The following is a 21,817-nucleotide window of genomic DNA, read 5'->3' as shown; positions in this document are numbered from 1 at the left end:
AATTTCCGCCCCCGGTCCCCACCGGAACCCTTACCACAACAGCATAGCGCCTGTAGAGACCTCTACTTCCTTTTTCGGCGTTAAGTAAGCTCCTCTTGAGAAACAGTCTCCCGGTCGCCCCACCACCTGGCGATAAAAAATAACCACCGCCGGATACTTGCATGCCCGGCGGCAGTTGAGTATAATAATTTCTGCAAGGAACGTCGGAGTGGCGGAACTGGCAGACGCGTACGTTTGAGGGGCGTATGGGGTATCCCGTGGGGGTTCAAGTCCCCCCTCCGACACCATGTAAAGAATAAAAGCCCGCAGGCCGTAAAGGTTTGCGGGCTTTCTGGTTACCTCTGACAAAACCCTCCGCACCCCGCACTAAAACACCGAATCGTTTGAGTCTGAGGCAACCCTTACCAACCCAAACGATACCCTCGCCCTTACCCCTCCGTGGAAACACCAAAAACGAGGTTTCCTAAAGTAAAACCTAATTCCCCAAACTCTGGATCGGGGCAGGGATGCGGCCGCCGCGCCGGATAAAACCGGTAGCGGCAAAACGGCTCACCGGCATAACCGGCGCGCCGCCGAGGAGCCCCCCGAACTCTACCCGGTCACCCGGTTTTTTCCCCGGCGCCGGAATAATGCGGACGGCAGTGGTCTTGTTGTTGACGACACCGATTGCGGCTTCGTCGGCAATGATGGCGGCAATCGTTTCGGCGGGGGTATCACCCGGGACCACAATCATATCGAGGCCCACCGAGCAGACGGCGGTCATCGCCTCGAGCTTTTCTACGGTGAGCGCACCGGCCTCGACCGCCCGGACCATTCCCGCATCCTCGCTAACCGGAATGAAGGCGCCAGAGAGGCCACCGACGTAGGAGGAGGCCATCGCACCACCCTTCTTAACCGCATCGTTCAACAGCGCCAAGGCGGCCGTAGAGCCCGGCCCGCCGCAGCGCTCGAGCCCCATCGCCTCGAGGATTTCGGCCACGCTATCGCCCACCGCCGGAGTCGGCGCTAGCGAGAGATCGACAATACCGAAGGGCACGCCCAGCCGCCGGGCCGCTTCCCGGCCCACAAGCTCACCCATCCGGGTGATCTTGAAGGCCATCTTCTTGATTTTTTCCGCCACAAAACCTAAGTCCGCATCCGGCGGCAGCGCTGCCACCGCCTGTTTCACCACCCCCGGGCCGCTCACGCCGACGTTAATGACGCATTCCGGCTCGCCGACCCCGTGAAACGCCCCGGCCATAAAGGGGTTGTCCTCTGGCGCGTTGGCGAAAACCACTAACTTGGCGCAGCCGATGCCGTCGCGGTCGGCGGTCTTTTGGGCCGTTTCGCTGATAATCCGCCCCATCAACGCCACTGCGTCCATATTGATCCCGGCTTTGGTAGTGGCGACGTTGACCGACGCGCAAACCCGCTCCGTTTCGGCCAGCGCCGCCGGGATCGCCTCGATGAGCAGCTTATCCCCCCGGGTGAAACCCTTGTGGACCAGCGCCGCAAAGCCGCCGATGAAGTTGACCCCGACTGCCGCTGCCGCTTCCTCGAGCGTCCGGGCAAAGGCCACGTAGTCCTCCGTAGCCGCACTTTCCGCCACCAGCGCCACGGGCGTCACCGCGATCCGCTTGTTCACGATCGGAATGCCGTACTCCCGCTCAATCTCCTCCCCTACCGCCACCAGGCGCGCCGCACACCGGGTGATTTTGGCGTAGATTTTCCGGCAGGCCGCCCGGGGATCCGCATCGGCGCAGTCGCGGAGGTTGATGCCCAGCGTAATGGTGCGGATGTCCAACTTTTCTTCCTGGATCATCTTGATCGTCTCGAGAATCTCGTGAATGGTTAACATACTTCTGTGCCGCCGCCCTCCTTAAACGATACGAGCCGCCTCCCCGCTGCGGCTCGATCAGCATGCGCCTACCGCCACACACATCCCTCAGATTCGGTGCATATAAACAAAGGCGTCCTCGTGCTGTGCGTCGATCCGCACCCCGAGCTCCGCCCCCTTTTCTTCAAGGCGGGCCTTCAGGGTGCCAAGATCGACCGTGGCGCGACTTATATCGCAGATCATGATCATCGCCAAAAACTCCTGGAGGATCGTCTGGCTGATATCGAGAATGTTTACGTTGTGTGCCGCCAGCACCCCCGCGACGCCGGCGATAATTCCCACCCGGTCGCGCCCCAGCACCGTCACGATGATGCGCTTCGCGCCTTCCATAGCCAACCGCCCCTCAGGCCCGCGCCCGAGCCGAAACTTTACCGCCGGCCGGAGCTTTCTTTTTGTCCCCCAGGCGTTTCAAATCGTACCAGAGGGGGCTGGCGTTGCAGATGGAGCTGTAACAGCCGCTCGAAACGCCGACGATCAACGCCAGGACGAAGTTCTTGATGGTGCTGCCACCGAAAAGGTAAAGCGCCACCAACACAAAGAGCACCGCCAGAACCGTGTTGATTGACCGGGCCATCGTCTGCCAGAGGCTTACGTTGATCACGTCCTCCAGGGGGCCGGTAACCCTCTTGGTCTTGATATTTTCCCGGATGCGGTCGAAGATGATGATCGTGTCGTTGATCGAGTAACCTAAGATGGTCAGGACCGCCGCTACAAAGGAGCTGTCCACCTCGATCTGAAAAAGGGAAAAGACACCGAGAACCACGAGTCCGTCGTGCAGCAGCGCCGCCACTGCTGCCACACCCTGCTTAAATTCGAACCTGATGGCGATGTAGACCAGCATCAGTACGGAGGCGATAAGCACCGCCAGGATCGCTTTCTGGGTCAGCTCCTTGCCAATCACCGGCCCGACCTTCTCGTTCCGGAGCAGCGTCATCCCGCCTAAGCGGCTATTAAGCGCCGCTACTACCTTCCCGCTCTCATTTTCGTCGAGCGCCCGCGTCCGGATGATAAAGCTGCTCGGGCCGCTCTTCTGAATTAGGCTCTTCTCCAGCCCAAAGTCCGCAAGAACCTGGCGCACCTCCCGTGTTTCTACCGCCCGCGTGAACTTAACGTCTAAAAGGCTGCCCCCGGTAAAATCGATCCCCAAGTTAAGCCCCCGCGTAGCCAGGCTGATGATGCCGGGCAGAATAACGAGAAGCGACAAAGCATACCAGATGAAGCGCAACCGAATAAAGTGGAGCCGCAAACGCCTCTACCTCCCTCGAAAGGTCACGCGCCGTAAAGCTTCGGGTTCTTAATAAGCCCCGTCCCCGCCACCAAGTGCAGGAGCCACCGGGTCATCGTAATCGCGGTAAACATACTGACCGCGATACCGATAGTCAGGGTGACCGCGAAGCCTTTAATCGGCCCGGTGCCGAAATAGTATAGCACAAGGGCTGCGATAACTGTCGTCAGGTTGGCATCAAAAATCGCTACGAAAGCCCGCTTGAAACCGTCGTCAATCGCCGCACGCAGGGTTTTCCCCGTCCGCAGCTCTTCCTTGAGCCGCTCAAAGATGATGATGTTCGCGTCTACCGCCATCGCTAAGCTCAAGATGTAACCCGCGATGCCGGGCAGGGTCATGGTCACCTTCAAGGCCGTAAAGATGAAGAGGACGAGGAGAGCGTAAACGGTGAGGCTGAAATCGGCTATAACTCCCGGCACCCGGTAGTAGAGAACCATGAAGAGCAGGATCGCCAGTAGCCCCACAGCACCGGCATAAAGCGACTTGTGCAGGGAGTCCGCACCAAGCGTTGGCCCGACCGTCCGCTTTTCCAGGACTTCGAGCTTGACCGGCAAGGCGCCCGATTGCAGGAGCACCGCGATCCGGTGTGCCTCCTCCAGTGTAGCGTAGCCGGTAATCCGCGCCCGGCCGTTGGTGATCGGCTCCTGCACGACCGGGTTCTGAATCATCTGCCCGTCAAGGTAAATGCCAATCCTACGGTTCACGTTAGCCGTTGTCGCGTCGGCGAACTTTTTCGCCCCCACCGGGTTGAAGGTCAGATCGACCTCCGGCTGGTTGGACTGAGGGTCAAGTGCTTCCCGTGCCTCCTTAAGATCCCGGCCGGTGACGATCACCTCACCGCCCTCGGTCTTAAACTCGAGGTAGGCGGTCTTAATCAGCGTTCGCACCACCTCATCCGGGTCTTTTACGCCGGCAATCTCCACGATCACCCGCCGCGAGCCCTGCTGTTGAATCACCGGCTCGGTGACGCCGAACCGGTTGATCCGCTCCTCTAAGATGCCGATCACGCGCTTCATCGCCTCGGGCGTCACCTTCGCTTCGGGCGTATCGACCGCTTGCAAGACCACGTGCACACCGCCCCTGAGGTCAAGCCCTAACCGCACAAACTTCGTAACCGGCAGCCAGGCAACCTTAACCGGCGGTTTTAGGGCAAACCAGGCCACCAGTCCCACCACAGCCACCACTGTTAAGAGCTTTAAAACCTTATCCCACCGCACTTGCGTCACCTCAAACCTTTTAACACGTTAGAGGAGCTTGGCTCCGTTAATCATTAGCTCAAAATCAGCTTTTAAAAAGTTGGCCGCCCGGCGGCAGAGCGCCATCCGGGTCAAAAAAATCTCGAAGTACTCCATCACCGGGCAGATCTCAATGTCAATGGTCAGGTCCAGCGTAATCACCCGGCGTTCTTCCTTCACCCAAAGGAAAGAGTGTTCCACAGCGTAGTTAACCCGGTCGTGGATGTCGAAACTCGAAAGGTCGGGGTTGCGGACGCGGGAGCGGTGCACGTCGGATTTATCCGCGAGGATCAAAGCCGCCGCCACGTTACTCACCGGATGGCCGTACTCCTCCTCGTGGTTGGCGATCGCCGAAATAACCAACGCCACTTCGTCCGGCGGCATTCCCATATCACTTAGAATCCGGTAGGCGATGACGGCCCCGGAAATGCCGTGGTTGTTCCGGCTCACCACGTTACCGATATCGTGCAGATACCCCGCAATGGCCGCAAGTTCCGCCTCCCGCGGGGGAAAGTTGAGGCGTTCCAAAATATTGCGGGCGATGGTCGCCACTAAGTTTACGTGACGGAAACCATGCTCGGTGTAGCCCATCGCCCCGAGGAACTGGTTACCGTAACGGATAAAAGTCTCCACTACCGGGTTTTTCTTGACGTCGCTCGGGCTGATCACGGCTGCTCCTGCCCCTGCTCCAGCTCCTTTAATCTCTCGCGTTCTCCTCGCCCTTCTCCGCTACCTGGGCGATAGCCTGTTTCAGAACCTCAATGCGTACGTTATCGGCAACACGCAGGATAACCGAGTCTTCCTTTATCTTAACAACGCTGCCGTAAATACCGCCAGCAGTGATCACCCGGTCGCCTGTCTTGAGATTCCGGATCATTTCCTGGTGCCTTTTCTGCCGGACCTGCTGCGGCCGAATGAGCAGGAAATAGAACAGGACAAAAAGGCCTATCAGGTAGAGAATCGAAATCAACTGCTGGTTCATCACCGGCCTCCCCCCTTTCTGGCTTCGAAATCTAATTCGCGCTCCGCCTCACGAATCCTTTTTTCTGCAGAAATTTTTAAGTGTCACCTTCTGCCTCCAGTACCGTCCGGTTCCCGCCGCACCGCTCGCGCCAACGGGCGCGGAGAAGCCCCAACTCGCCGCGGGCAATGGCCGCGCGGATTTCCGCCGTTAGCTTCAGGAGAAAATGAAGGTTGTGGGTGGTAAGCAGCCGCAACCCCAAGATTTCCCCCGCCCGGACCAGGTGGTGAAGGTAAGCCCGGCTATAATTTTGGCAGGCGTAGCAGTCGCATCCCGGCACCAAAGGGCCAAAATCGCGCGCGTAGCAGGCGTTACGAATGTTGAGCCGGCCAAAAGGCGTCAGCGCCCCGCCGTGCCGCCCGAGCCGCGTTGGTAGGACGCAGTCGAACATATCCACCCCGCGCGCGACCGCTTCGATGATGTCGTCAGGGTGGCCGACACCCATAAGATACCGGGGCTTTTCCGGCGGCAAAAGCGGCACCGTCCAATCGAGCACCTGGTACATAAGTTCTTTAGGTTCCCCCACGCTCAAACCCCCGATGGCGTAGCCCGGAAAATCGAGCGCCACCAGTTCGCGGGCGCTTTGCTCCCGCAGGTCCCGGTAGACCCCGCCCTGAACGATGCCGAAAAGGGCCTGCGCCGCACTTTGGGCGGCCAGCGAGCGCTCTGCCCAGGCCGTCGTCCGGGCCACTGCCGCCGTAACCTCCTCCCGTGAAGCCGGGTAAGGCGGACACTCATCTAACACCATCGCGATATCTGAACCGAGGGCCTCCTGAAGCGCCACCACCTTCTCGGGGGTGAAAAGGTGTTCCGAACCGTCAAGGTGCGAGCGGAAGATTACCCCTTCGGCGGTCAGCCGCCGCAAGGGCGCCAGGCTGAAGACCTGGTAGCCGCCGCTATCGGTGAGGATGGGGCCGTCCCAGTGCATAAACCGGTGGAGCCCCCCGGCCTCCCGGATGATTTCCGTCCCCGGCCGGAGGTAAAGATGGTAGGTATTGGCTAAGATCATCTGGGCACCGAGCGCCCGGAGTTCCTCCGGGGTCATCGCCTTGACCGTCCCCTGCGTCCCCACCGGCATGAAAACCGGGGTGTCCACCACCCCGTGCGGTGTGTAAAGCCTACCCAGGCGCGCCGCACCGTCCTGCTTCAATATCTCAAAACGCAACGCCATCTTTTTCCCGCCGTTTTACTCTTAGGATTCACCTGCCATTGGCCGGTTACACATTAACCCTATTTTCTCCGCCTCTCTTTTCCTTTGTCAAGGATTTTGCCGGCCGCCAAGCTTTAATCCGGGGTGCTCCAGAAGCGTCACCTTCCTTAATAAAAAACGCAAATCGGGGCTCACAAGATGCCGCAACATCCTATAAAATTTATTTGTAGTAAAAATCCCAACCACCGGGAGGTAACGTTTTTGCCACAAGAAACCGCCTCACCGCTCCATCGCGAGTTGACCGTTCAAGAAAAGCCGAAGGAAATCGGCAGTCGTGCCGCGGCTGTCAAAGGAAACCATTTCCCCGGCCCGGTCGTCAAAAACTACCTTCTCCAGAGTCTTTTCGCTACTCTGGTTGTTTTTGTGGTCTTGCTCCTGCTAAGCCTGGAGCACGCCGTCATTATCGCCTCTTTAGGCGCTTCGACCTTCATCGTTTTCGCCATGCCGCAGAGCATCACCGCCCGCCCGCGGAACGTTCTCGGCGGTCACTTGGTAGGTACTCTCAGCGGCTGCCTGTGTGCCCTAATCCCGCACGCTGCGGGACTCTCTGCCATTCTTGTTTGCGCGCTGGCTGTGGGCATCTCTATCTTTGTCATGGTCCTTACTGATACCGAACACCCGCCTGCCTCGGGCACCGCCCTAGGTTTTGCGCTCACCGGGTTTGCGCCGCCCGGGGTAATCGCCATCGTCACCAGTGCCGCCGTCCTTTCGCTGGTTCACTACTTTTTTAAGTCCCACCTCAGGGATCTCACGTAGGAGTTCACTGCAGCCCAGATGCAGCAAAGGCAACCGCATTTTGAGGGGCGTTAATGCTGGCGCAGCGCTTCAGCGGGGCTCAAAGCGGCCGCGCGGCTGGCCGGGTAGAGGCCGAAAAAGAGGCCGACCGCAGCGGCAAAGCCGAAGGCCAAAAGCACCGTCCAAAAGGAGATGAGCGGCGGCCAGTGGGCAAAGTGGGCGATGGCGTAAGCGCCCCCCGCGCCAAAGATCACCCCGAAAAAGCCGCCCACCAGGCAGAGCGCCACCGCTTCGGCCAAAAACTGCCTCAAGATATCCGCCCGGCGGGCACCGAGCGCCTTAAGCAGCCCGATCTCCCGGGTGCGCTCCGTCACCGCCACCAGCATAATATTCATCACCCCGACGCCGCCCACCACTAGCGCAATCGCCGCCACCGAACCGATGACGAGGGTCATGATCCCCGTAACCTTGCCGAAAAGGGCCACCGCTTCCTTCATCGACATCCCCTTGTAGTGGATGCTGCTCCCGGGATGGCGGCGCTGCAGGATCGCGACGCTGTCGGCGATCGCCTGGGGAACGGCCGCCTCGCTCACCGCCGCGCCGTGCAGCTCGTGGATCACCCGGGTATTTAAGATTTCCTGGGCAAAGGTTATCGGGACGAAGGCGTACTTAGTCATTCCCATCGCGCTGAAGACCTGCGACGGCTGCTTCTCGGTCACCCCAATCACCGTTGCCGGGGTATCCTGGATGAAGACCTGTTTCCCTATCGCGTTGCCCTCCGGGAAGAGCGTCTCTGCCAGTCCGCCTTCCAAGACCACCACCCGGCGGTGGCCAGCCACGTCCCCTTCGGAAAGGAAGCGCCCCGCCGCGAGGGGCAGGTTCATCACCGCGGTCATATCGGGCGTGGTGCCGGCAAGCTGGCAGTAAACCGGTTTCCCGTGCTCCCCGGGGCGGCGGATGCTGATAAACATCCCCGAAGTGGTCGGCGCTAACTTCGCCACCGCGGGAGAAAGCTCCTTGATCGTAGTGACATCCGTCATCGTAAAGGTGCCGGTCGTTGGCGCCTCCCCGCGCTGCACATCCACCGAAACGTTAAAGGCGCGGCTGGAGCCCATCCGTTCAATGTCCGCCAGCAGTACCGCCTGGCCGCCTTGGCCGATCGCCACCACCGCGATCACCGCGGCGATACCGATCGCGATGCCCAAGGTGGTGAGCAGCGCCCGCAGCCGGTGCGCTAACAAGTTTTCCACCGTCAGCCAGGCAAGGTCCTCGACCCTCATTCCCTTACAGCCTCCTCCCGCACCACCACGCCGTCTAGGAAGTGAAGGATGCGTTGGGCGTAGGCAGCGATATCCGGTTCGTGGGTAACCATCACAATTGTCCGGCCTTCGGCGTGCAACTCCTGGAAGACCGCCATGATCTCGTGGCTCCGCCGGCTGTCTAAGTTTCCCGTCGGTTCGTCAGCCAAGATCACGGCCGGATCGTTGACCAGCGCCCGCGCGATCGCCACCCGCTGCTGCTCCCCGCCGGAAATGTTGGGCGGCTTGTAATACAGGCGGTGCTCCAGCCCCACCCGCCGCAGCAGCGCCGTTGCCCGCTCGCGGCGCTCCTTTTGCGGCACACCAGCGTAAATCAAGGGCAGTTCCACATTCCGCAACACATCGAACCGGGGCAGGAGGTTAAAGGTCTGGAAAACAAAGCCGATCTTTTCGTTCCGCAGGGCCGCCAGTTCCTCCTCGTCGAGAGAAGTAACTTCGCGCCCGTCAAAGTAGTATTTCCCCGCAGTAGGCCGCTCCAGGCAGCCCAAAATGCTCAAAAAAGTCGATTTTCCGGAGCCGGAGGGCCCCATTACCGCTACGAACTCGCCGGTCTTAATCTCTAAGGTAACGTTATCGAGCGCCTTAACCGCCGCTTCCCCGTGCCCGTAAATCTTCGTGAGCCCTTCGACCCTGATCACGGCTGCGCACCGCCAGCCGCCCGGACCGGCTGGCCGTCCTTGATTTCTTTGGGGTTCAAGATCACCGTAGCGCCCGGACTTAGCCCCGCAAGAATCTCCGTATAAAGCTCGTTGGCACCGCCTAACGTAACCGCCCGCCGCCGCGCCACACCTTTTTCTACGGTGAAGACGGCTGCTGTTTTCCCCGCCCCAACCACGGCGTCGTTTGGTACCACCACCGCCCGGTGGGGTTTCACCCGGTGGATCACCACGTCCACCGTCGCTCCCGGCAGCAAGCCGGCGCCCTCCGGCTTTACGTAAACCCGCACCACGTTTTCCGCCTGCTGCTGCTCAATTTTCTTCGTCACCGCAGGGGCCACGCGGGAAACCTTTCCGGGCCAAGTCTTCCCGGGGCGCCCCGCCCAGGTAACCACCGCCTCCTGCCCGGCCGCCACGCCCGCCACGTCCTGCTCGTTTAGATCCGCGACCACCCGCAGCCCCGCCGGGTCGCCCACCGTCAAAACCAGCGCGCCCGGCTGCAGGAAATCCCCCTCCTTCGCCGCTATCTGGAGCACGACGCCGCTAATCGGCGCCGTAACCCGCCCTTTGGTCGCCATCCGGCGGGCGTTCGCCAGCGCCACCCGCGCCTGCGCCACCCGCGCCTTAAGCGGCGCGATCCGCCGCGCATCCGGCTCTTTCAACGCGGCCAGCCGCGCCCCCGCCGCCGTTACCTCCGCCTGCGCCCGGGCGTAATCGGCCTCGGCCGCCTCTAACTCTGCCGGTGAAGCTGCTTCCTGTTCAACCAAGTACCGGTAGCGCTCCACCCGCTTCTGCGCGGCCTGCGCCGCCGCCTGCGCCGCTTCCAGGGCGGCTTCAGCCTGCACAACCTCCTCCGGTCGCGCCGGGGCGAGCGCCGCCGCCAGCTCCGCCTCCGCCGCCTTGAGCGCTGCTTCGGCCTCTTTTACCCGGTCGTCCGCGTCGGCCGTGTCGAATACCGCTACCACCTGCCCGGCCGCAACCCGGTCGCCTTCCGCCACGTCCAAGAGCAGCAGCCGCGCCGCAAAGGGAGCGACTACCGCCGCCTGCCGCAAGGTTTCTACCCGCCCGGTGGCCAGCACCTTGTCTTCGAAAAGCCTTTCTTCCGCTACGCCGGTCTTAACCGCCACCGCCGGCGGGTGCATCCCGCGCCAGACGGCGGCCGCCACGACCGCCGCCACCAGCACCCCGGCGGCCGCAGCCAGCCAGAATTTCGCCCCGCGCAAAATTATCCCTCCTAAACCGCTATACGCCAGGCGGTGCAGGCGCCAGGCTGCTCAACCCCGCCAGAGCCAGGGCCAGCAGCAGCCAGAGCGCGAAGAGATAAGCAGTCACGGTGCCCGGCCGCGCCTTCATCACCGCCGCGCCGCCGACACCCCAGAGAACGAGGCTCCACCAGGTGAAAGGACTGCAGTTGGCCAGAAAAAAGTATAAAAAGCTCTTCTGCGGCGGCAAGAAAACCGCCAGACTGAGCTGCGACCGCATGGTAAGGTTTTCGAGGGGAGTAACGAGAAACAAAAGGTTGGCGATAACCGTGCGGAGAAAAACCGGCAGGTAACCGTAAACCGCCACGGTGAAGAGCGCACCAAATGAAGCCTCCCGGGCACTCAACGCCGCAAAAAGCTGCAACAAAGCCGCCACCGCGACCCAGGTAACCCAAGGAACTACCAACGCGCCAACGAAAAGGCCGCTAACCGCCGCCTTGGGGGCCAGCGCCTGCACCTCGGCCAGCTTTTCCGGCGGTACCTGTGCCGCGCCTTGTTTGACCAGCCAGGCCGCGAAGGCGGCCGTTTTGGGCGCAATAATACCGGCCAGAAGCAGGTTCAAACCTACAAGTAAAAGCGCAGGTTTAAGCCAGTGTTGCGCCGCCAGCGCGGGGAAAACTTTTCCGGGTGAAAAGAGGAGCTGCCCCACCCTTCGCCAACCGCTCACCTGCCCGTCTTTCCCTACCATCCGCCCCACCTCCTAAACAAAAGCTTTCGCCCTCTGGCGCCATTCTCCTTTACCCTCTACTTCCCTTTCTCCTTCCGCCCCGCACCTCTTAGTCCTAAACGCAGGTAGTAAAAACACGAAAAGGCCACGGGTACCAATGTCATTAGCGTTAAGACGCTGAAAAACGCCACCACCGCCCAAAGCGTCCGGAAGGGTGCCAGGACTAAGCAAACAAGCCCTCCTAGGACCCAGACCTTCGCCGCCAGGCGGTGCGTCCGCCGCCAAACCGCCTCGTCGGCCAGGGTCCAGGGCGTCCGCACCCCCACGAAGTAGTTGAAGCGCACCTGCCCCAGCACGTTACCGATAGCGATAAAAAGGAGCCCCAGCACCGTTTTTACCGCAAAACCGATATCCACCCGGTAACCTAAGGCTGCCGCCATCCAAACCACGTAGATGCCAGCCATAAAAAGCACAAAAGCCCCCCGTAACAGCCGGTAGGCGCCCGCAAAGCGCGCGTAGTTTTCGCGCCGCGGGTCAATCAAGGGGGTAACTAACATCAAGGCATAGATGCCCAGAGCGAGAAGCGGTGCCGTAAAGGCCCCCTCGAAGCGCGAACCGTAGCGGTCGACCTCGCCCCGCCAGTTCCAGTGCACGGGCACCCGCTCCGGCAGCAGCGGGTAAAGGATAACCGCCGCGGCGAGCAGCCCCGCCAGGACCACCCACACTGGCCAGTCCGGTTTTAAGGCCTCCCAGGTGAGGGCATAGCCTTCGCCTTTATTTTTTTCCGGCACGCCTTACCGCCTCCCCGCTTTATTCTTCCGGTTTGTTCCTTCCCTGGTGCGCCGCCTGGCTCTTTTCGCGCACTTTCCGCCAACAGCGATAGAAACCAGGCCGCCGCCTCTTGAAAGACCGTCGTGTTCAGCGAGTAGTAAATGTGCTGCCCGCGGCGGTAGTCCTGCACCAAGTTCGCCTGTTTGAGCACGCTCAAATGGTGTGAGACCGTCGGCTTCGTCACGGCAAACCGCGCCGCAATCTCGCCCGCCGTAAGGTCCCCTTGCTGCAAGAGCCGCAGGATCTCCCGCCGCGTCTCATCCGCTAAGGCTTTAAAAACCAGTCCCAGCGCCATCTGTCCCTACCCCTCGCCTGCCTCTCGCTCCCCAGTCGTTCTCACCCGCAACCCGCGCGGCAAAACTACCGGCCGTCATCCGGTCCCTTTTTAAGATTGCCGGCGATCTCCCTCAGCACGGCCACGAGCGCCTCGTGCGCCCGCATCAGCCGCCACACCGCAACCAGGAGCACGATGAAACCGCCGGTCACGAGCAGCCACGGCACAAGCACCAGAAAAAGCTCCGTAATCCCGATACCCTGCAAGACGCCACCCCCTTCCCGGCAGAATTTCGCACCCGTAAATTCTTAGACAATTCGAAAATCATCTAAATATTTACTCAAAGTTTACCACATCTTTGCCCGGCCGGCAAGAGGTTTCACCGGCCCGACAGGAAATCTTCGTCCGCGTTTTAGGGCCCGGTGCCGGCCGAGGTAACGTACCAGCCCCGCTCTGGCAACCCGGGTGCCCTCACGCACCGCTAGCCGTAGCACGGGTCCACGCAGCTATTCCTTCTAGATAACTGCCGAACAACTTTTTCTTGAGAATCATCTCACGTTACCTCGCTTGACGCCGGCCCCTTCGGTGGTGGTTAAAACCTCCGGCGCAGCGAAGATTTTGAGCGTCACCAAGTCCAGGTCGCAGAAGATGTAGATACACCCCCTTTGCGGGCCAGCGCAGCAGGCGGGGGTGATCAATTGCTCAATCAAGGAAAGGAGGGTGGCGTTGGCTTCGAGGCAGGATGTAAGCCGGGCTGGGGATACAATTGCGCGGGGCCTTGTGAGTTCCGGCGGCACCCCACTAGCACGGCAGCGGACGTAAGATTCCGCCAACTCTGCCCCTGAGCAGAGGTAAGGTAAAACTTGCAAACAAAAAAGGGGAAGTCTACGTTTTAGCCTATAGAACCCCGATAGCCTGGCCGAAACCCTGGATAAAAGACGCTTGGCTTGCGCCGGGAAAAACGGCCGAATTTTAAGGTGAACTAAAAAGGGAACCGTGATCTACCCCCTCACGTAAATCCAAGAGGAGATCTCGCTCATCCCATTTACGACCCGCGATACGCGCACGAGCAGCCGCCGACCATCAAGCCAATCGAAATCATAGAAAATCGCTCTTGTGCCTTCCTTTGAAGGAGCTTCCTTAAGGACAACCTCTTTTTTCGCCGCCAGGTCCACTATAGCGATCTGCTGAACGGTCTCGCCGGTATCCGGGGCAAAAAGGTAAGCCAAGCGCGAGCCGTCGGGGGCAAAGTAACCGCGGGGGCGATAGGTGGTGCCCGGCATCACCTCGCGCAATGCCCCGCCAATCGTCTTCTCGTATATTCTCGTGATGGAGAAGTCGGAGAAAGAAATTTTCGCTATGCAAACGGTTTTAGGAGCCGTGCAATCAGGGGTATAAGCAAGCAAACCGTTATGAACGGCGAATATCTCTGGTTTTTGCCCCTCAAGTTTAAGTTCTATAGAGTTACCCTGGAGATCAGCTATAAAATAGCGGCTTGCGCCTCGCGCGAATTTTTGGTAGATTACGTGGCTATTGTCCACCCACGCTTTGCACCGGTAGTGTTCTCCGGCAACGTTCCTGACCAGCGGCCGCTCCTTCCTGGTGGCAAGGTCATAAAGCCAGAGCGAACTCCCACCGGATGCGACGCAATCCCTGTTCGTCATGTAGACTATCTTGGAACCATCGGGGCTAAAGACGGGGTTATCGTTCCACCATAAAACCGCAGGGCCTTCTTCTCCGGCAAGTTTCTTTTGTAATTCGCTCCTTAATTCCGCGTAAGTTTTCCCGTTGAACACATCCTTTGAAATCTTGACGGCGTCTTCTTTCCCGGCCTCAATGAGCCAGAGCTCCTTCTCCGTGGCAACCAAGCACCTAGTGTTATCCGGCGAAGAGACGAGTCCGGAAGACGACGATTCCGGGTTCGCGGCCACCAAAATGCTTTTGTCGTTTACACAGAGCTTCGCTAATTTTACCTTTATCGTTTCCTCCCTGCCCTTGCAGAAAACTTCAAAGACTTCTTTGCGCAGACCGGCAAGGGTATTCTGCGGCGTAATCTTCTTGAAGGTTAAAGGTGGTAGGATCTCCGGTCGGTCATCTTCCCACCGGGTTTTGAGATCAGGGTTCCTCCCCTGCTCAAATACTTCGACGCCGCTTTCGCGAAAAGTGCCGCTTACCGCTTCTCTGACTTTCTCCTTGTCCCTGTCCTGAAGAGCATTGAAGACCACAGGGACGTTATCGGCTACGGCTACCAACTGGTAATTCTCAGGGCCTAAATAGCTCCACTTGTCCCGGGAGGCTAAAAGAGGCACGGCAACTAGCAGCGAAACGATCATCAAGCCGACCGCCGATAAGATAACTGTCCTCCGTCTCACTTGCTTTCCCTCCTTCGCGAGCAAAATCCGCTCAGTAACACTTCTTCAGAGCCGCCAGGCCTCGCTCAACGGCTTATCACTCCTCCCAAGACTTCCCCGCTTTGCTTCTTCTGCCGTTACGCTGACCGCCAGCTCAGGCAGCGCCTTTGAAAACCAAAGGAAACCCGACTGCACCACCGGCCGCTACTGACCGGCGCACTGGTCCATTTTCCAGACGCCGTTTTCCCGGGTCATATGCAAAAGAGAGCCTTCCGGCGCGGCAGGCAATCCCTCCGCCAGGATATACGCCCGGTCGCCGCTTTAAGATAAGCTCCCTTGTCAATCACCAGTTCCTCTTTGCCGGAAAGTTTGCGGACCAGCAGGCGCCACCGGACCTTATCGCGAACGACAACCGAATAGACCATCCCACGACCGCGAACCACGCTGTACATTCAGAACCGTTAGTAAGATTGTTAAGGGCGTTATCAAAGCGCCCCGCTTATAGTGGCTGTGTTGTTTTAACACCGTTTTGTTCCTCCTTCACGCTTAAATTCGTTGCCAAAGTCTGCCTTCCTGCTTATGAAACTTCTTTTCAGAAACCTCTTTGCCGAAAGTTCTCCGGTATCATCACCACCCCCTGGCCAAAACTTCTTGTGCCCGCTTTTTACCACAGCGTAGCCTGACCGCGCTCCGGTATAAATACCACAAAATGGTATTTTTTACTGCAAAAATAGTAGACTATCGTTTTTAGTGGGCCTACCTCAGAGGGAAAGAAAAAAGGGGCCTACCGAAAGTGGTCGCCATTAATCAGCGGCTGAGTTTGGCCAGCAGTTCCCGCAAGTTACTGACGCCAAGCTTCTGGTAGATGTTTCGACGGTGGGTTTTCGCTGTCCCGGTGCTCATATAAAGTCGTCTTGCGATCTCTGCATCGTCCAGCCATCCAATATGAGCTGCAGCACCTCGCGTTCCCGCCGCGTAAGTTTCCGTTCTACTTCCGGTGGGATATGGAGCGACACCGGTGCGAGAAGGTCAGCTTGCCCGCGCTGCGATAGCTCCAACAACAAAAACTCCCGCTGCATCGAGTCAACTAGTGTCCGCAGGTGTGCGGCAGCTAAACCCAGTTCCTTTTCCGCGTGCATTGAAATGTCGAGGTAGCCCAAGATTTCGCCTTCTGGGTCTTTTAGTGGGCTGGCGACGCACCACCAGTCTTTAAAAAGCCGGCAGTAGTGCTGCTCCCCGCGAATGGCTACGAGGCGCTGGTGCTCCCGCGCCAGTGCTAAGGCGTTCGTGCCGCAGCTCGCTTCGGTAAAGACGGTGCCGGGCTTGACGCCGGCTTTTTCGGTGGCGGCCAAGACATCTGCAGCGGCGAAGATTTTGAGCGCCACCAGGTCTTTGTCGCAGAGGATGTAGATGTAGCTCCTCTGCGGGCTGGTAAAGCCTACCGGGGTGATGAAGCGCTCGACCAAAGTGAGGAGGGCGGCGTTGGCTTTGAGGCGGGATGTAAGCCGGGCTGGGGGCAGGATTTTACGCGGCCGGGCAAGTTCCGGCAGCACCCCACTAGCACGGCAGCGGACGTAAGATTCCGCCAACTCTGCCCCTGAGCAGAGGTAAGGACGGTAATCCTCCGGCCCGGGCGGAAAAGGGGCCACAGTCATCACGCCTCGGAACGGCAGCAAAAACAGGGTATTGTTCTTTTTTCGGCTCTTGCCGGGTAAAAACGGGGTTCCTGAGCGGTTTTTTGTCGCTTTCTGCTTTACAGCATCATTTGCCACCCATTGTAGCGAAAGAAGAACCTGTACGTCAATTGTTTCCCGAAACGGAGACCAAGTTTTCGTCAGACGGGCGGCAAGGCCCGCAAAAAAAAGATGGGTATGCTCACCGAGGCGTCCGTGTTTTTTTAGACCAATTCGGAACTTGCCGTGTGCTATCGCATGTGCTATCATCTATTAAAAAGAAGAAGGGAAAGCCCCGGTGGGAGAACTCAAGAAACTGCTGGAAAAGATAAAGCGCAACCCGAAGGCTGTCCGGTTTGAGGAACTCGACAAGGTGCTTCGAAAAATGGGCTTCACGAGGTCCCAACCCGGCAGCGGCTCCAGTCACTATGTGTACCGCCGGGGGCGTCAAAAGCTGGTCGTTCCTTACCGGCGGCCCTACATCCTTCAAGCCTATGTGGTGCGGGCCATCAAATTGCTCGAAGAGGAGGCCGACGAAAATGGCTAAGACTCTGGAGTATTACCTGAGTCTCCCGTACAAGATTGTGTTGCACCCTTCCCCCGAAGGAGGGTACGCCGTTGAAATCCCGGAGCTCCCCGGATGCATCTCCCAGGGAGACACGGTTGAGGAAGCAATGGCGATGATCGAGGATGCTAAACGGGCGTGGATCGCCGACGCCCTGGAGCACGGGGAGCCTGTGCCGGAGCCAATCCCTGAAGAGTATAGCGGACGCATCTTGCTCCGGACGCCCAAATCGCTTCACCGCAGATTAATGGAGAGAGCTCGGGCGGAAGGGGTAAGCCTCAACCAGTACATCAACTACCAGCTCGCCCGGGTGGTTGGCGAAAAACTTGCCTTAAAAGAGGAGCAAAACCCGAACAACACCTGAAGGGCTGCCTCCTGGAGAGCAGCCCTTTAAGGCTATATGCTCTTCTATGCTATGCCAGAGCCTGCGGTTTTAGTAATGAATCCAAGTCGCTCTCCTCTGCGGTAGAGTTCCGAACTACGGAGCCAAAAACCCCTATTCGCCCCGGTCGGCACCCTTTTCGCCCTGGCGCTCACCCGTAACACTCTCAACATCATCTCGATGGCCGGCCTCATTATGCTCGGCGGCCTCGCTCAGCGGCTTATCACTCCTCCCAAGACTTCCCCGCTTTGCTTCTTCTGCCGTTACGCTGACCGCCAGCTCAGGCAGCGCCTTTGAAAACCAAAGGAAACCCGACTGCACCACCGGCCGCTACTGACCGGCGCACTGGTCCATTTTCCAGACGCCGTTTTCCCGGGTCATATGCAAAAGAGAGCCTTCCGGCGCGGCAGGCAATCCGAATAAGATAGTCCCGCGATATCCGGGTTGGGAGGTCCGGCAGTTCAAGTTCCGCCAAGCGCTTGTTGTCCTGCTCCATTCCCGGGAATAGCTAAAAAGTAGCGAACTGGCGTTTGCGGCGTTGTGCCGCAGCGGCTCAATTCTCTGCCGGCACCCGGAACTCCACCTTCCGACAGCGGGGGCAGACCCAGACCTCCAACGGCATCATCTGCTCCCCGAGTTCCGCCCATTCGCCGAAGATCAGTTTCCAACCGCCGCTGGTGCCGCCGCAGCGGAACTTTTCGGTGCCGAGAAGTTCGAGTTTGGCGTTGCAGCGCAGGCAGCGGGCGTCTTCCGAAACGTTCCGGTTCCCGGCATCCGCCGCGGGGCCTCCAGGAAACCGTTTGCCGCCCCGGCGATAAAGGGGAGCAAGGTAAAAGGCGAAGAGGACAGCCCCCAAGAGCAAAAGGAAGGGCAACAACAGGGCGTCGTAGGAAAATCCCACCGGCTAAACCTCCCCTAAGGCCCGGTGCCGGCCGAAACGACGCGCCAGCCCACGGGCGTCTTTTTAAGATAAAAGAAATGTATTTCCATCCCCGTTCCGTTGCCCCGGAAGCCCTCTACAACAAATTGTTGCCCGTACCGCGGGTCTACGTAGTCGCCCCGCTTTATCCGGAGGTGAAAGGCTTCCACCGAAGAAAGCCCCTGCAAAAAGACATACTTCCGGATCGCTGCCTCAGGCGTCGCCGATGGAGAGCGAAGATAGCCCAGCCCGGCGAGCAGCCCCACCGATAGAAAGAGGGCGAGCAAAAGACCGAATTTCCCGCGTTTTTTCACGATTTTCCCACTTTCCTACGAATAAATGGTCCTGCAGCCGCCGCGGCCGTTAATCCGGCAGCGCCGCCTCGCGCCGGACGAGCACCTCGCCGCCTAGCAAAACCGTCAAAACTCTTGGTTATGTTCCCTACTGCGATCATAATGGCTTTATTTCTTTCTAAAACGTCTTGTTCCTGCTTCGAAGTTTACAATCCCACCTTCCGCCAGGAAAATTTGCGGCGCTTTAAAAATGGCGCCCGAAAAAGGAAAAGGAACGCGGTCGTGGAATAGTAAAGGAATAGAATTTGTGAAGGGAGGTTTTGGCCGTGAAACAGGCGCTCCGCTTGCTTCCCTGGCCAGTGACGCTCATCGGCACTTACGCCGGCGGCCGGCACAACCTGATGACCGCCTCCTGGGTGAGCCAGGTCTCTTTCCGCCCGCCGCTGGTGATGGTCTCCGTCGCGCCTGAGCGTTACACTTACGAGCTTTTAACCGCGAACGGCGAATTCGTGGTAAGCATCTTGGCGGCCGACCAGCAGCAGTGGGCCGAATTTTGCGGCAGCCGTTCCGGCCGTGATGTAGACAAAGTGAAAGAACTGGGCATCAAGACCGCGCCGGCGCAAAAAGTAAAAGTGCCGCTCCTTGCCGACTGCGTGGCGAACCTCGCGTGTCGGGTGGTAAGCATCCACCCCGCCGGCGACCACGTACTTTTCGTCGGTGAAGTGATAGAGGGCAACACCCCGCGGCTGGAAGCCGCGCCCCTCGTGATTAAGGACTGGGAGTACGGGCGCTACACGAAAGATTAAAGGCGCCGGTCACCGCAACTGGTAATCCGGGCGTTGGCGTAGCAGTAGAGGCAGCCGGAGGGGCAAGGCATCGTGTACCAGCAGAGGTCCACGGAGTGGGTGCAGCCGCACTCCGCCCGCTGCCCTTGCGCTTTATCAAGGCGGCACCTTTCCCCCGCCGGGTGAAGCGCTGTAAGCAAAGCTCCATCAATACAGCGGGAAACCGGCAGGCCCGGAACGCAACAGGCGTAAAGGGTGGCGCCGTTTGCCGCCGCAGTCCGGGCCAGCTCCTCCCAAACGCGCTGCCGCTCCGCCGCAGCAGGCACCACCACCTCCCAGCCCAGACGCGCGAGGCGCTGCCGCACTTTGGGGTAGAGCGCCACAAAAGAAGAGGAAAACGTTTTCACCCCGCAGGATGCCGCCTCGCGGATGACCGCCCCCGCCGTCACCAGGTTGGAAACCACCTCCCTCTTACGCTGCAGTACCACCAGCGGATCGGGGCGCACCCGGAGCCGGCGCGGGTCCCTTAAGAATTCGATGAGCGCGGGAATTTGGGCCAGCACCTTCTCCGGCGGCGGCACGCAGGGTTCAACCGCCGTTCCCCCGAGCCCCGTAATTGTCAGGTGGACGTAGACCTGCGCGTAGCCCGCCAGCACCCGCCGCAACCGCACCAGCACCGTTTCTGGAAATTTCGTCCAGATAACCACCGTATGGACGCGCTCCGGCGGGTAGCGGCCAGTTAGCACCCCAGCTAACTTTTCCGCATAAAAGTAGGGTTCAGTGCGCCGCGAAAGCGAAACTACCGTCTTCAAGATCGGGCCCCCGCAAGCGAATTAATCTGGGGATAAGCAAACCAGCGCCATAATTATACCGCAACCAGAAAAAGCTGCTCCTTTTAGGGAACCCCCCGGAAACAAGCGGGTTTCAAGGGACGCCCAACCGCCCCCTCTGCCGAAACAAGAAAACCCGCGAAGCCTTGATTTTCGCGGGTTTGCGCTTTCCGCTATGGTGCGCCCGGCAGGAATCGAACCTGCGCAAAGACCCGGCTCCGGAGGCCGGCGCTCTATCCCCTGAGCTACGGGCGCGACAAAATCATTATAAATCAGAACGCGCCAAAAAGCAATACACCGAAAAAGTAAGAAAGTTCCGGACCCGGCGCGGGGCGCTACTCTTCAACCCAGCTTATACATTGCCCTGGGCAGCTATCGATGGCCTCCTGGATGCAATCCTCACTTGCCCCGTGCGGGTTGATGACCACCGCGTAACCCGCATCCTCGTCCATCTTGAAAACTTCCGGGCATACTGCCTCGCAGGTGCCGCACGCCTGACACTCGCTCGTTTCGATGTACGGGATTCTGGCCATTGAAAAAACCCCCTTCCAGAAATTTGCTTTCATTATACCCTATACGGACCCCTTCAGGCTACTACCCGCCAGCCTGCTTTTTAACCTTGCCGTCAGCCTCCCGCGCAACCCGCCCTACCGCCACCGCAACCCGGCCTATTTCCTCCATCAGAGCGGCAAAACGGGCGGGGGTCAAAGATTGCGGCCCATCACAAAGCGCCCGGGCGGGGTCTGGATGAACTTCTACCATCAAGCCGTCGGCCCCAGCCGCTACAGCCGCCCGCGCCAAAGGGGTAACCAGCCGGTAGTTCCCGGTCGCATGGCTCGGGTCAACGATGACCGGCAGGTGCGAGAGCTCTTTCACCAGGGGGATAGCGCTCACGTCCAGCGTATTCCGCAGGCTGGTCTCAAAAGTTCGGATGCCCCGCTCGCAGAGGATGATTTCGTGGTTCCCCGCGGCGGCAATATATTCGGCCGCCATCAGCCACTCTTCCACCGTAGCCGCCAGGCCGCGCTTTAAAAGCACGGGCTTTTTCGCTTGCCCCACTTCGCGGAGCAACCGGAAATTCTGCATGTTCCGGGCGCCGACCTGCAAAATGTCCGCGTAGCGGGCCACAAGCTCGACGTCCCGGGTATCCACAACCTCGGTCACCACCGGCAAGCCGGTAGCTTCCCGGGCGCGCGCGAGGAGTTTAAGTCCCTCTTCCTCCAACCCCTGGAAGGAATAAGGCGAGGTGCGCGGCTTAAACGCGCCGCCACGCAGGATGTGGGCGCCGGCCTCTTTCACCGCTTTGGCCGCCGTGATCAGCTGGAGCTCGTTCTCCACGGCGCAGGGCCCCGCAATTACCACCACTTCCGCGCCGCCGATGGTTACGCGTCCTGCCCGAACGGCGGTAGTTTCCGGCTTTACCTCCCGCGCCACGAGCTTGTAAGGCCGCAAAATGGGGACAATGCGCTCCACACCCGGCAAGTTTAGAATCACTTCGAAATGACTATCTCGTTTATCCCCGATGGCCCCGATAACCGTTCGCTCTACCCCGTATATCGGATGGGTTTGAAAACCAAGATCCCGCAGCCGCTCCTCCACCGCCACGATTTCTCCCCGGCTCGCTCCTTTTTGCATCACCACGATCACC

The 21,817-nt window shown here is 59.4% G+C and carries 29 protein-coding genes and 2 tRNA genes; 5 read left to right on the top strand and 26 right to left on the bottom strand.

Features of this window, described 5'->3' with window-relative positions; genetic code table 11:
* The first annotated feature begins 202 nt into the window (after positions 1-202).
* Positions 203-287, top strand: a tRNA-Leu gene (locus tag EDD75_RS08940).
* A gap of 188 nt (positions 288-475) precedes the next feature.
* Here EDD75_RS08940 and EDD75_RS08935 read toward each other — a convergent pair.
* The 7 genes from EDD75_RS08935 to tgt form a co-directional block, all read right to left on the bottom strand.
* The gene (locus EDD75_RS08935; RefSeq protein WP_123931257.1) at positions 476-1,837 is read right to left on the bottom strand and encodes a PFL family protein; all 1,362 of its coding nucleotides are present in this window, start codon (positions 1,835-1,837) and stop codon (positions 476-478) included.
* 87 nt (positions 1,838-1,924) lie between these two features.
* Positions 1,925-2,206, bottom strand: coding sequence for an ACT domain-containing protein (locus tag EDD75_RS08930; protein WP_123931255.1), 282 nt, complete (start codon positions 2,204-2,206; stop codon positions 1,925-1,927).
* Between the two features lie 13 nt (positions 2,207-2,219).
* Positions 2,220-3,122 (bottom strand): protein translocase subunit SecF, encoded by a 903-nt coding sequence (gene secF / locus EDD75_RS08925; protein ID WP_123931253.1) that lies wholly within the window; start codon positions 3,120-3,122, stop codon positions 2,220-2,222.
* A gap of 23 nt (positions 3,123-3,145) precedes the next feature.
* Positions 3,146-4,387 carry a protein translocase subunit SecD gene (gene secD, locus EDD75_RS08920; protein ID WP_245963140.1) on the bottom strand — a complete coding sequence of 414 codons (1,242 nt, stop codon included), beginning with the start codon at positions 4,385-4,387 and terminating at the stop codon, positions 3,146-3,148.
* Positions 4,388-4,405: 18 nt separating this feature from the next.
* The gene (locus EDD75_RS08915; RefSeq protein WP_123931251.1) at positions 4,406-5,065 is read right to left on the bottom strand and encodes an HD domain-containing protein; all 660 of its coding nucleotides are present in this window, start codon (positions 5,063-5,065) and stop codon (positions 4,406-4,408) included.
* 28 nt (positions 5,066-5,093) lie between these two features.
* A complete protein-coding gene (yajC, locus tag EDD75_RS08910) occupies positions 5,094-5,378 on the bottom strand; it encodes a preprotein translocase subunit YajC (RefSeq protein WP_123931983.1) in 285 nt (94 codons plus the stop codon).
* 76 nt (positions 5,379-5,454) lie between these two features.
* Positions 5,455-6,588 (bottom strand): tRNA guanosine(34) transglycosylase Tgt, encoded by a 1,134-nt coding sequence (gene tgt, locus EDD75_RS08905; RefSeq protein ID WP_123931249.1) that lies wholly within the window; start codon positions 6,586-6,588, stop codon positions 5,455-5,457.
* Between the two features lie 240 nt (positions 6,589-6,828).
* On the opposite strand from tgt, the gene EDD75_RS08900 reads away from it, so the two are divergent.
* The gene (locus EDD75_RS08900) at positions 6,829-7,383 is read left to right on the top strand and encodes an HPP family protein (RefSeq protein ID WP_211328165.1); all 555 of its coding nucleotides are present in this window, start codon (positions 6,829-6,831) and stop codon (positions 7,381-7,383) included.
* 50 nt (positions 7,384-7,433) lie between these two features.
* On the opposite strand, the gene EDD75_RS08895 is transcribed toward EDD75_RS08900, so the two are convergent.
* From EDD75_RS08895 to EDD75_RS08850, 12 genes are all read right to left on the bottom strand, one after another.
* The gene (locus tag EDD75_RS08895; RefSeq protein ID WP_123931245.1) at positions 7,434-8,642 is read right to left on the bottom strand and encodes an ABC transporter permease; all 1,209 of its coding nucleotides are present in this window, start codon (positions 8,640-8,642) and stop codon (positions 7,434-7,436) included.
* Positions 8,639-9,319, bottom strand: a complete 681-nt coding sequence (locus tag EDD75_RS08890) for an ABC transporter ATP-binding protein (RefSeq protein ID WP_123931243.1) — start codon at positions 9,317-9,319, stop codon at positions 8,639-8,641. The genes EDD75_RS08895 and EDD75_RS08890 overlap by 4 nt, the downstream gene beginning before the upstream one ends.
* Positions 9,316-10,560, bottom strand: a complete 1,245-nt coding sequence (locus EDD75_RS08885) for an efflux RND transporter periplasmic adaptor subunit (RefSeq protein WP_123931241.1) — start codon at positions 10,558-10,560, stop codon at positions 9,316-9,318. The genes EDD75_RS08890 and EDD75_RS08885 overlap by 4 nt, the downstream gene beginning before the upstream one ends.
* 19 nt (positions 10,561-10,579) lie before the next feature.
* The gene (locus EDD75_RS08880) at positions 10,580-11,287 is read right to left on the bottom strand and encodes a YIP1 family protein (protein WP_123931239.1); all 708 of its coding nucleotides are present in this window, start codon (positions 11,285-11,287) and stop codon (positions 10,580-10,582) included.
* Positions 11,288-11,343: 56 nt separating this feature from the next.
* Positions 11,344-12,057, bottom strand: a complete 714-nt coding sequence (locus EDD75_RS08875; protein ID WP_123931237.1) for an SdpI family protein — start codon at positions 12,055-12,057, stop codon at positions 11,344-11,346.
* Positions 12,006-12,392: an autorepressor SdpR family transcription factor gene (locus EDD75_RS08870; RefSeq protein ID WP_123931235.1), complete on the bottom strand. Its 387-nt coding sequence runs from the start codon at positions 12,390-12,392 to the stop codon at positions 12,006-12,008. The genes EDD75_RS08875 and EDD75_RS08870 overlap by 52 nt, the downstream gene beginning before the upstream one ends.
* Before the next feature lie 65 nt (positions 12,393-12,457).
* Positions 12,458-12,637, bottom strand: a complete 180-nt coding sequence (locus EDD75_RS08865; RefSeq protein ID WP_123931233.1) for a hypothetical protein — start codon at positions 12,635-12,637, stop codon at positions 12,458-12,460.
* A gap of 282 nt (positions 12,638-12,919) precedes the next feature.
* Positions 12,920-13,204: a hypothetical protein gene (locus tag EDD75_RS08860; protein ID WP_123931231.1), complete on the bottom strand. Its 285-nt coding sequence runs from the start codon at positions 13,202-13,204 to the stop codon at positions 12,920-12,922.
* A 168-nt stretch (positions 13,205-13,372) separates the two neighbouring features.
* Positions 13,373-14,743 carry a TolB family protein gene (locus EDD75_RS08855; protein ID WP_123931229.1) on the bottom strand — a complete coding sequence of 457 codons (1,371 nt, stop codon included), beginning with the start codon at positions 14,741-14,743 and terminating at the stop codon, positions 13,373-13,375.
* A 230-nt stretch (positions 14,744-14,973) separates the two neighbouring features.
* Entirely contained in the window at positions 14,974-15,147 is a 174-nt protein-coding gene (locus tag EDD75_RS11235; RefSeq protein ID WP_170157783.1) for a hypothetical protein, read from the bottom strand.
* 382 nt (positions 15,148-15,529) lie between these two features.
* The gene (locus EDD75_RS11390) at positions 15,530-15,625 is read right to left on the bottom strand and encodes a LuxR C-terminal-related transcriptional regulator (RefSeq protein ID WP_245963139.1); all 96 of its coding nucleotides are present in this window, start codon (positions 15,623-15,625) and stop codon (positions 15,530-15,532) included.
* Positions 15,622-16,371, bottom strand: coding sequence for a sigma-54-dependent transcriptional regulator family protein (locus EDD75_RS08850; RefSeq protein ID WP_245963138.1), 750 nt, complete (start codon positions 16,369-16,371; stop codon positions 15,622-15,624). Before EDD75_RS08850 ends, EDD75_RS11390 begins: the two co-directional genes overlap by 4 nt.
* A gap of 322 nt (positions 16,372-16,693) precedes the next feature.
* Here EDD75_RS08850 and EDD75_RS08845 point away from each other — a divergent pair, with 322 nt between their 5' ends.
* Together EDD75_RS08845 and EDD75_RS08840 are read left to right on the top strand one after the other, a co-directional pair.
* Positions 16,694-16,942 (top strand): toxin HicA, encoded by a 249-nt coding sequence (locus EDD75_RS08845; protein WP_123931227.1) that lies wholly within the window; start codon positions 16,694-16,696, stop codon positions 16,940-16,942.
* Entirely contained in the window at positions 16,935-17,324 is a 390-nt protein-coding gene (locus EDD75_RS08840) for a type II toxin-antitoxin system HicB family antitoxin (protein ID WP_123931225.1), read from the top strand. The genes EDD75_RS08845 and EDD75_RS08840 overlap by 8 nt, the downstream gene beginning before the upstream one ends.
* Positions 17,325-17,456: 132 nt before the next feature.
* On the opposite strand, the gene EDD75_RS08835 is transcribed toward EDD75_RS08840, so the two are convergent.
* The 3 genes from EDD75_RS08835 to EDD75_RS08825 form a co-directional block, all read right to left on the bottom strand.
* Positions 17,457-17,663, bottom strand: a complete 207-nt coding sequence (locus tag EDD75_RS08835) for a hypothetical protein (protein WP_123931223.1) — start codon at positions 17,661-17,663, stop codon at positions 17,457-17,459.
* A gap of 232 nt (positions 17,664-17,895) precedes the next feature.
* A complete protein-coding gene (locus tag EDD75_RS08830) occupies positions 17,896-18,243 on the bottom strand; it encodes a hypothetical protein (protein ID WP_123931221.1) in 348 nt (115 codons plus the stop codon).
* Between the two features lie 14 nt (positions 18,244-18,257).
* The gene (locus EDD75_RS08825) at positions 18,258-18,575 is read right to left on the bottom strand and encodes a hypothetical protein (RefSeq protein ID WP_245963137.1); all 318 of its coding nucleotides are present in this window, start codon (positions 18,573-18,575) and stop codon (positions 18,258-18,260) included.
* A 305-nt stretch (positions 18,576-18,880) separates the two neighbouring features.
* Here EDD75_RS08825 and EDD75_RS08820 point away from each other — a divergent pair, with 305 nt between their 5' ends.
* On the top strand, positions 18,881-19,360 hold the full coding sequence (locus EDD75_RS08820; protein WP_170157782.1) for a flavin reductase family protein: 480 nt from the start codon (positions 18,881-18,883) through the stop codon (positions 19,358-19,360).
* Here EDD75_RS08820 and EDD75_RS08815 read toward each other — a convergent pair.
* The 4 genes from EDD75_RS08815 to aroF all read right to left on the bottom strand — a co-directional run bounded on the left by EDD75_RS08815 (position 19,357) and on the right by aroF (position 21,816).
* The gene (locus tag EDD75_RS08815; RefSeq protein ID WP_123931217.1) at positions 19,357-20,151 is read right to left on the bottom strand and encodes a DUF1848 family protein; all 795 of its coding nucleotides are present in this window, start codon (positions 20,149-20,151) and stop codon (positions 19,357-19,359) included. The genes EDD75_RS08820 and EDD75_RS08815 overlap by 4 nt on opposite strands.
* Before the next feature lie 194 nt (positions 20,152-20,345).
* A tRNA-Arg gene (locus EDD75_RS08810) sits at positions 20,346-20,424 on the bottom strand.
* An 80-nt stretch (positions 20,425-20,504) separates the two neighbouring features.
* On the bottom strand, positions 20,505-20,702 hold the full coding sequence (locus tag EDD75_RS08805; protein WP_123931215.1) for a ferredoxin: 198 nt from the start codon (positions 20,700-20,702) through the stop codon (positions 20,505-20,507).
* 61 nt (positions 20,703-20,763) lie between these two features.
* The gene (aroF, locus tag EDD75_RS08800) at positions 20,764-21,816 is read right to left on the bottom strand and encodes a 3-deoxy-7-phosphoheptulonate synthase (protein ID WP_123931213.1); all 1,053 of its coding nucleotides are present in this window, start codon (positions 21,814-21,816) and stop codon (positions 20,764-20,766) included.
* Position 21,817 lies beyond the last annotated feature (1 nt).

The sequence above is a fragment of the Thermodesulfitimonas autotrophica genome, from assembly GCF_003815015.1.
GTDB classification, from domain to species: domain Bacteria; phylum Bacillota; class Desulfotomaculia; order Desulfotomaculales; family Ammonificaceae; genus Thermodesulfitimonas; species Thermodesulfitimonas autotrophica.
This window is presented reverse-complemented; position numbering and strand designations above follow the sequence as displayed.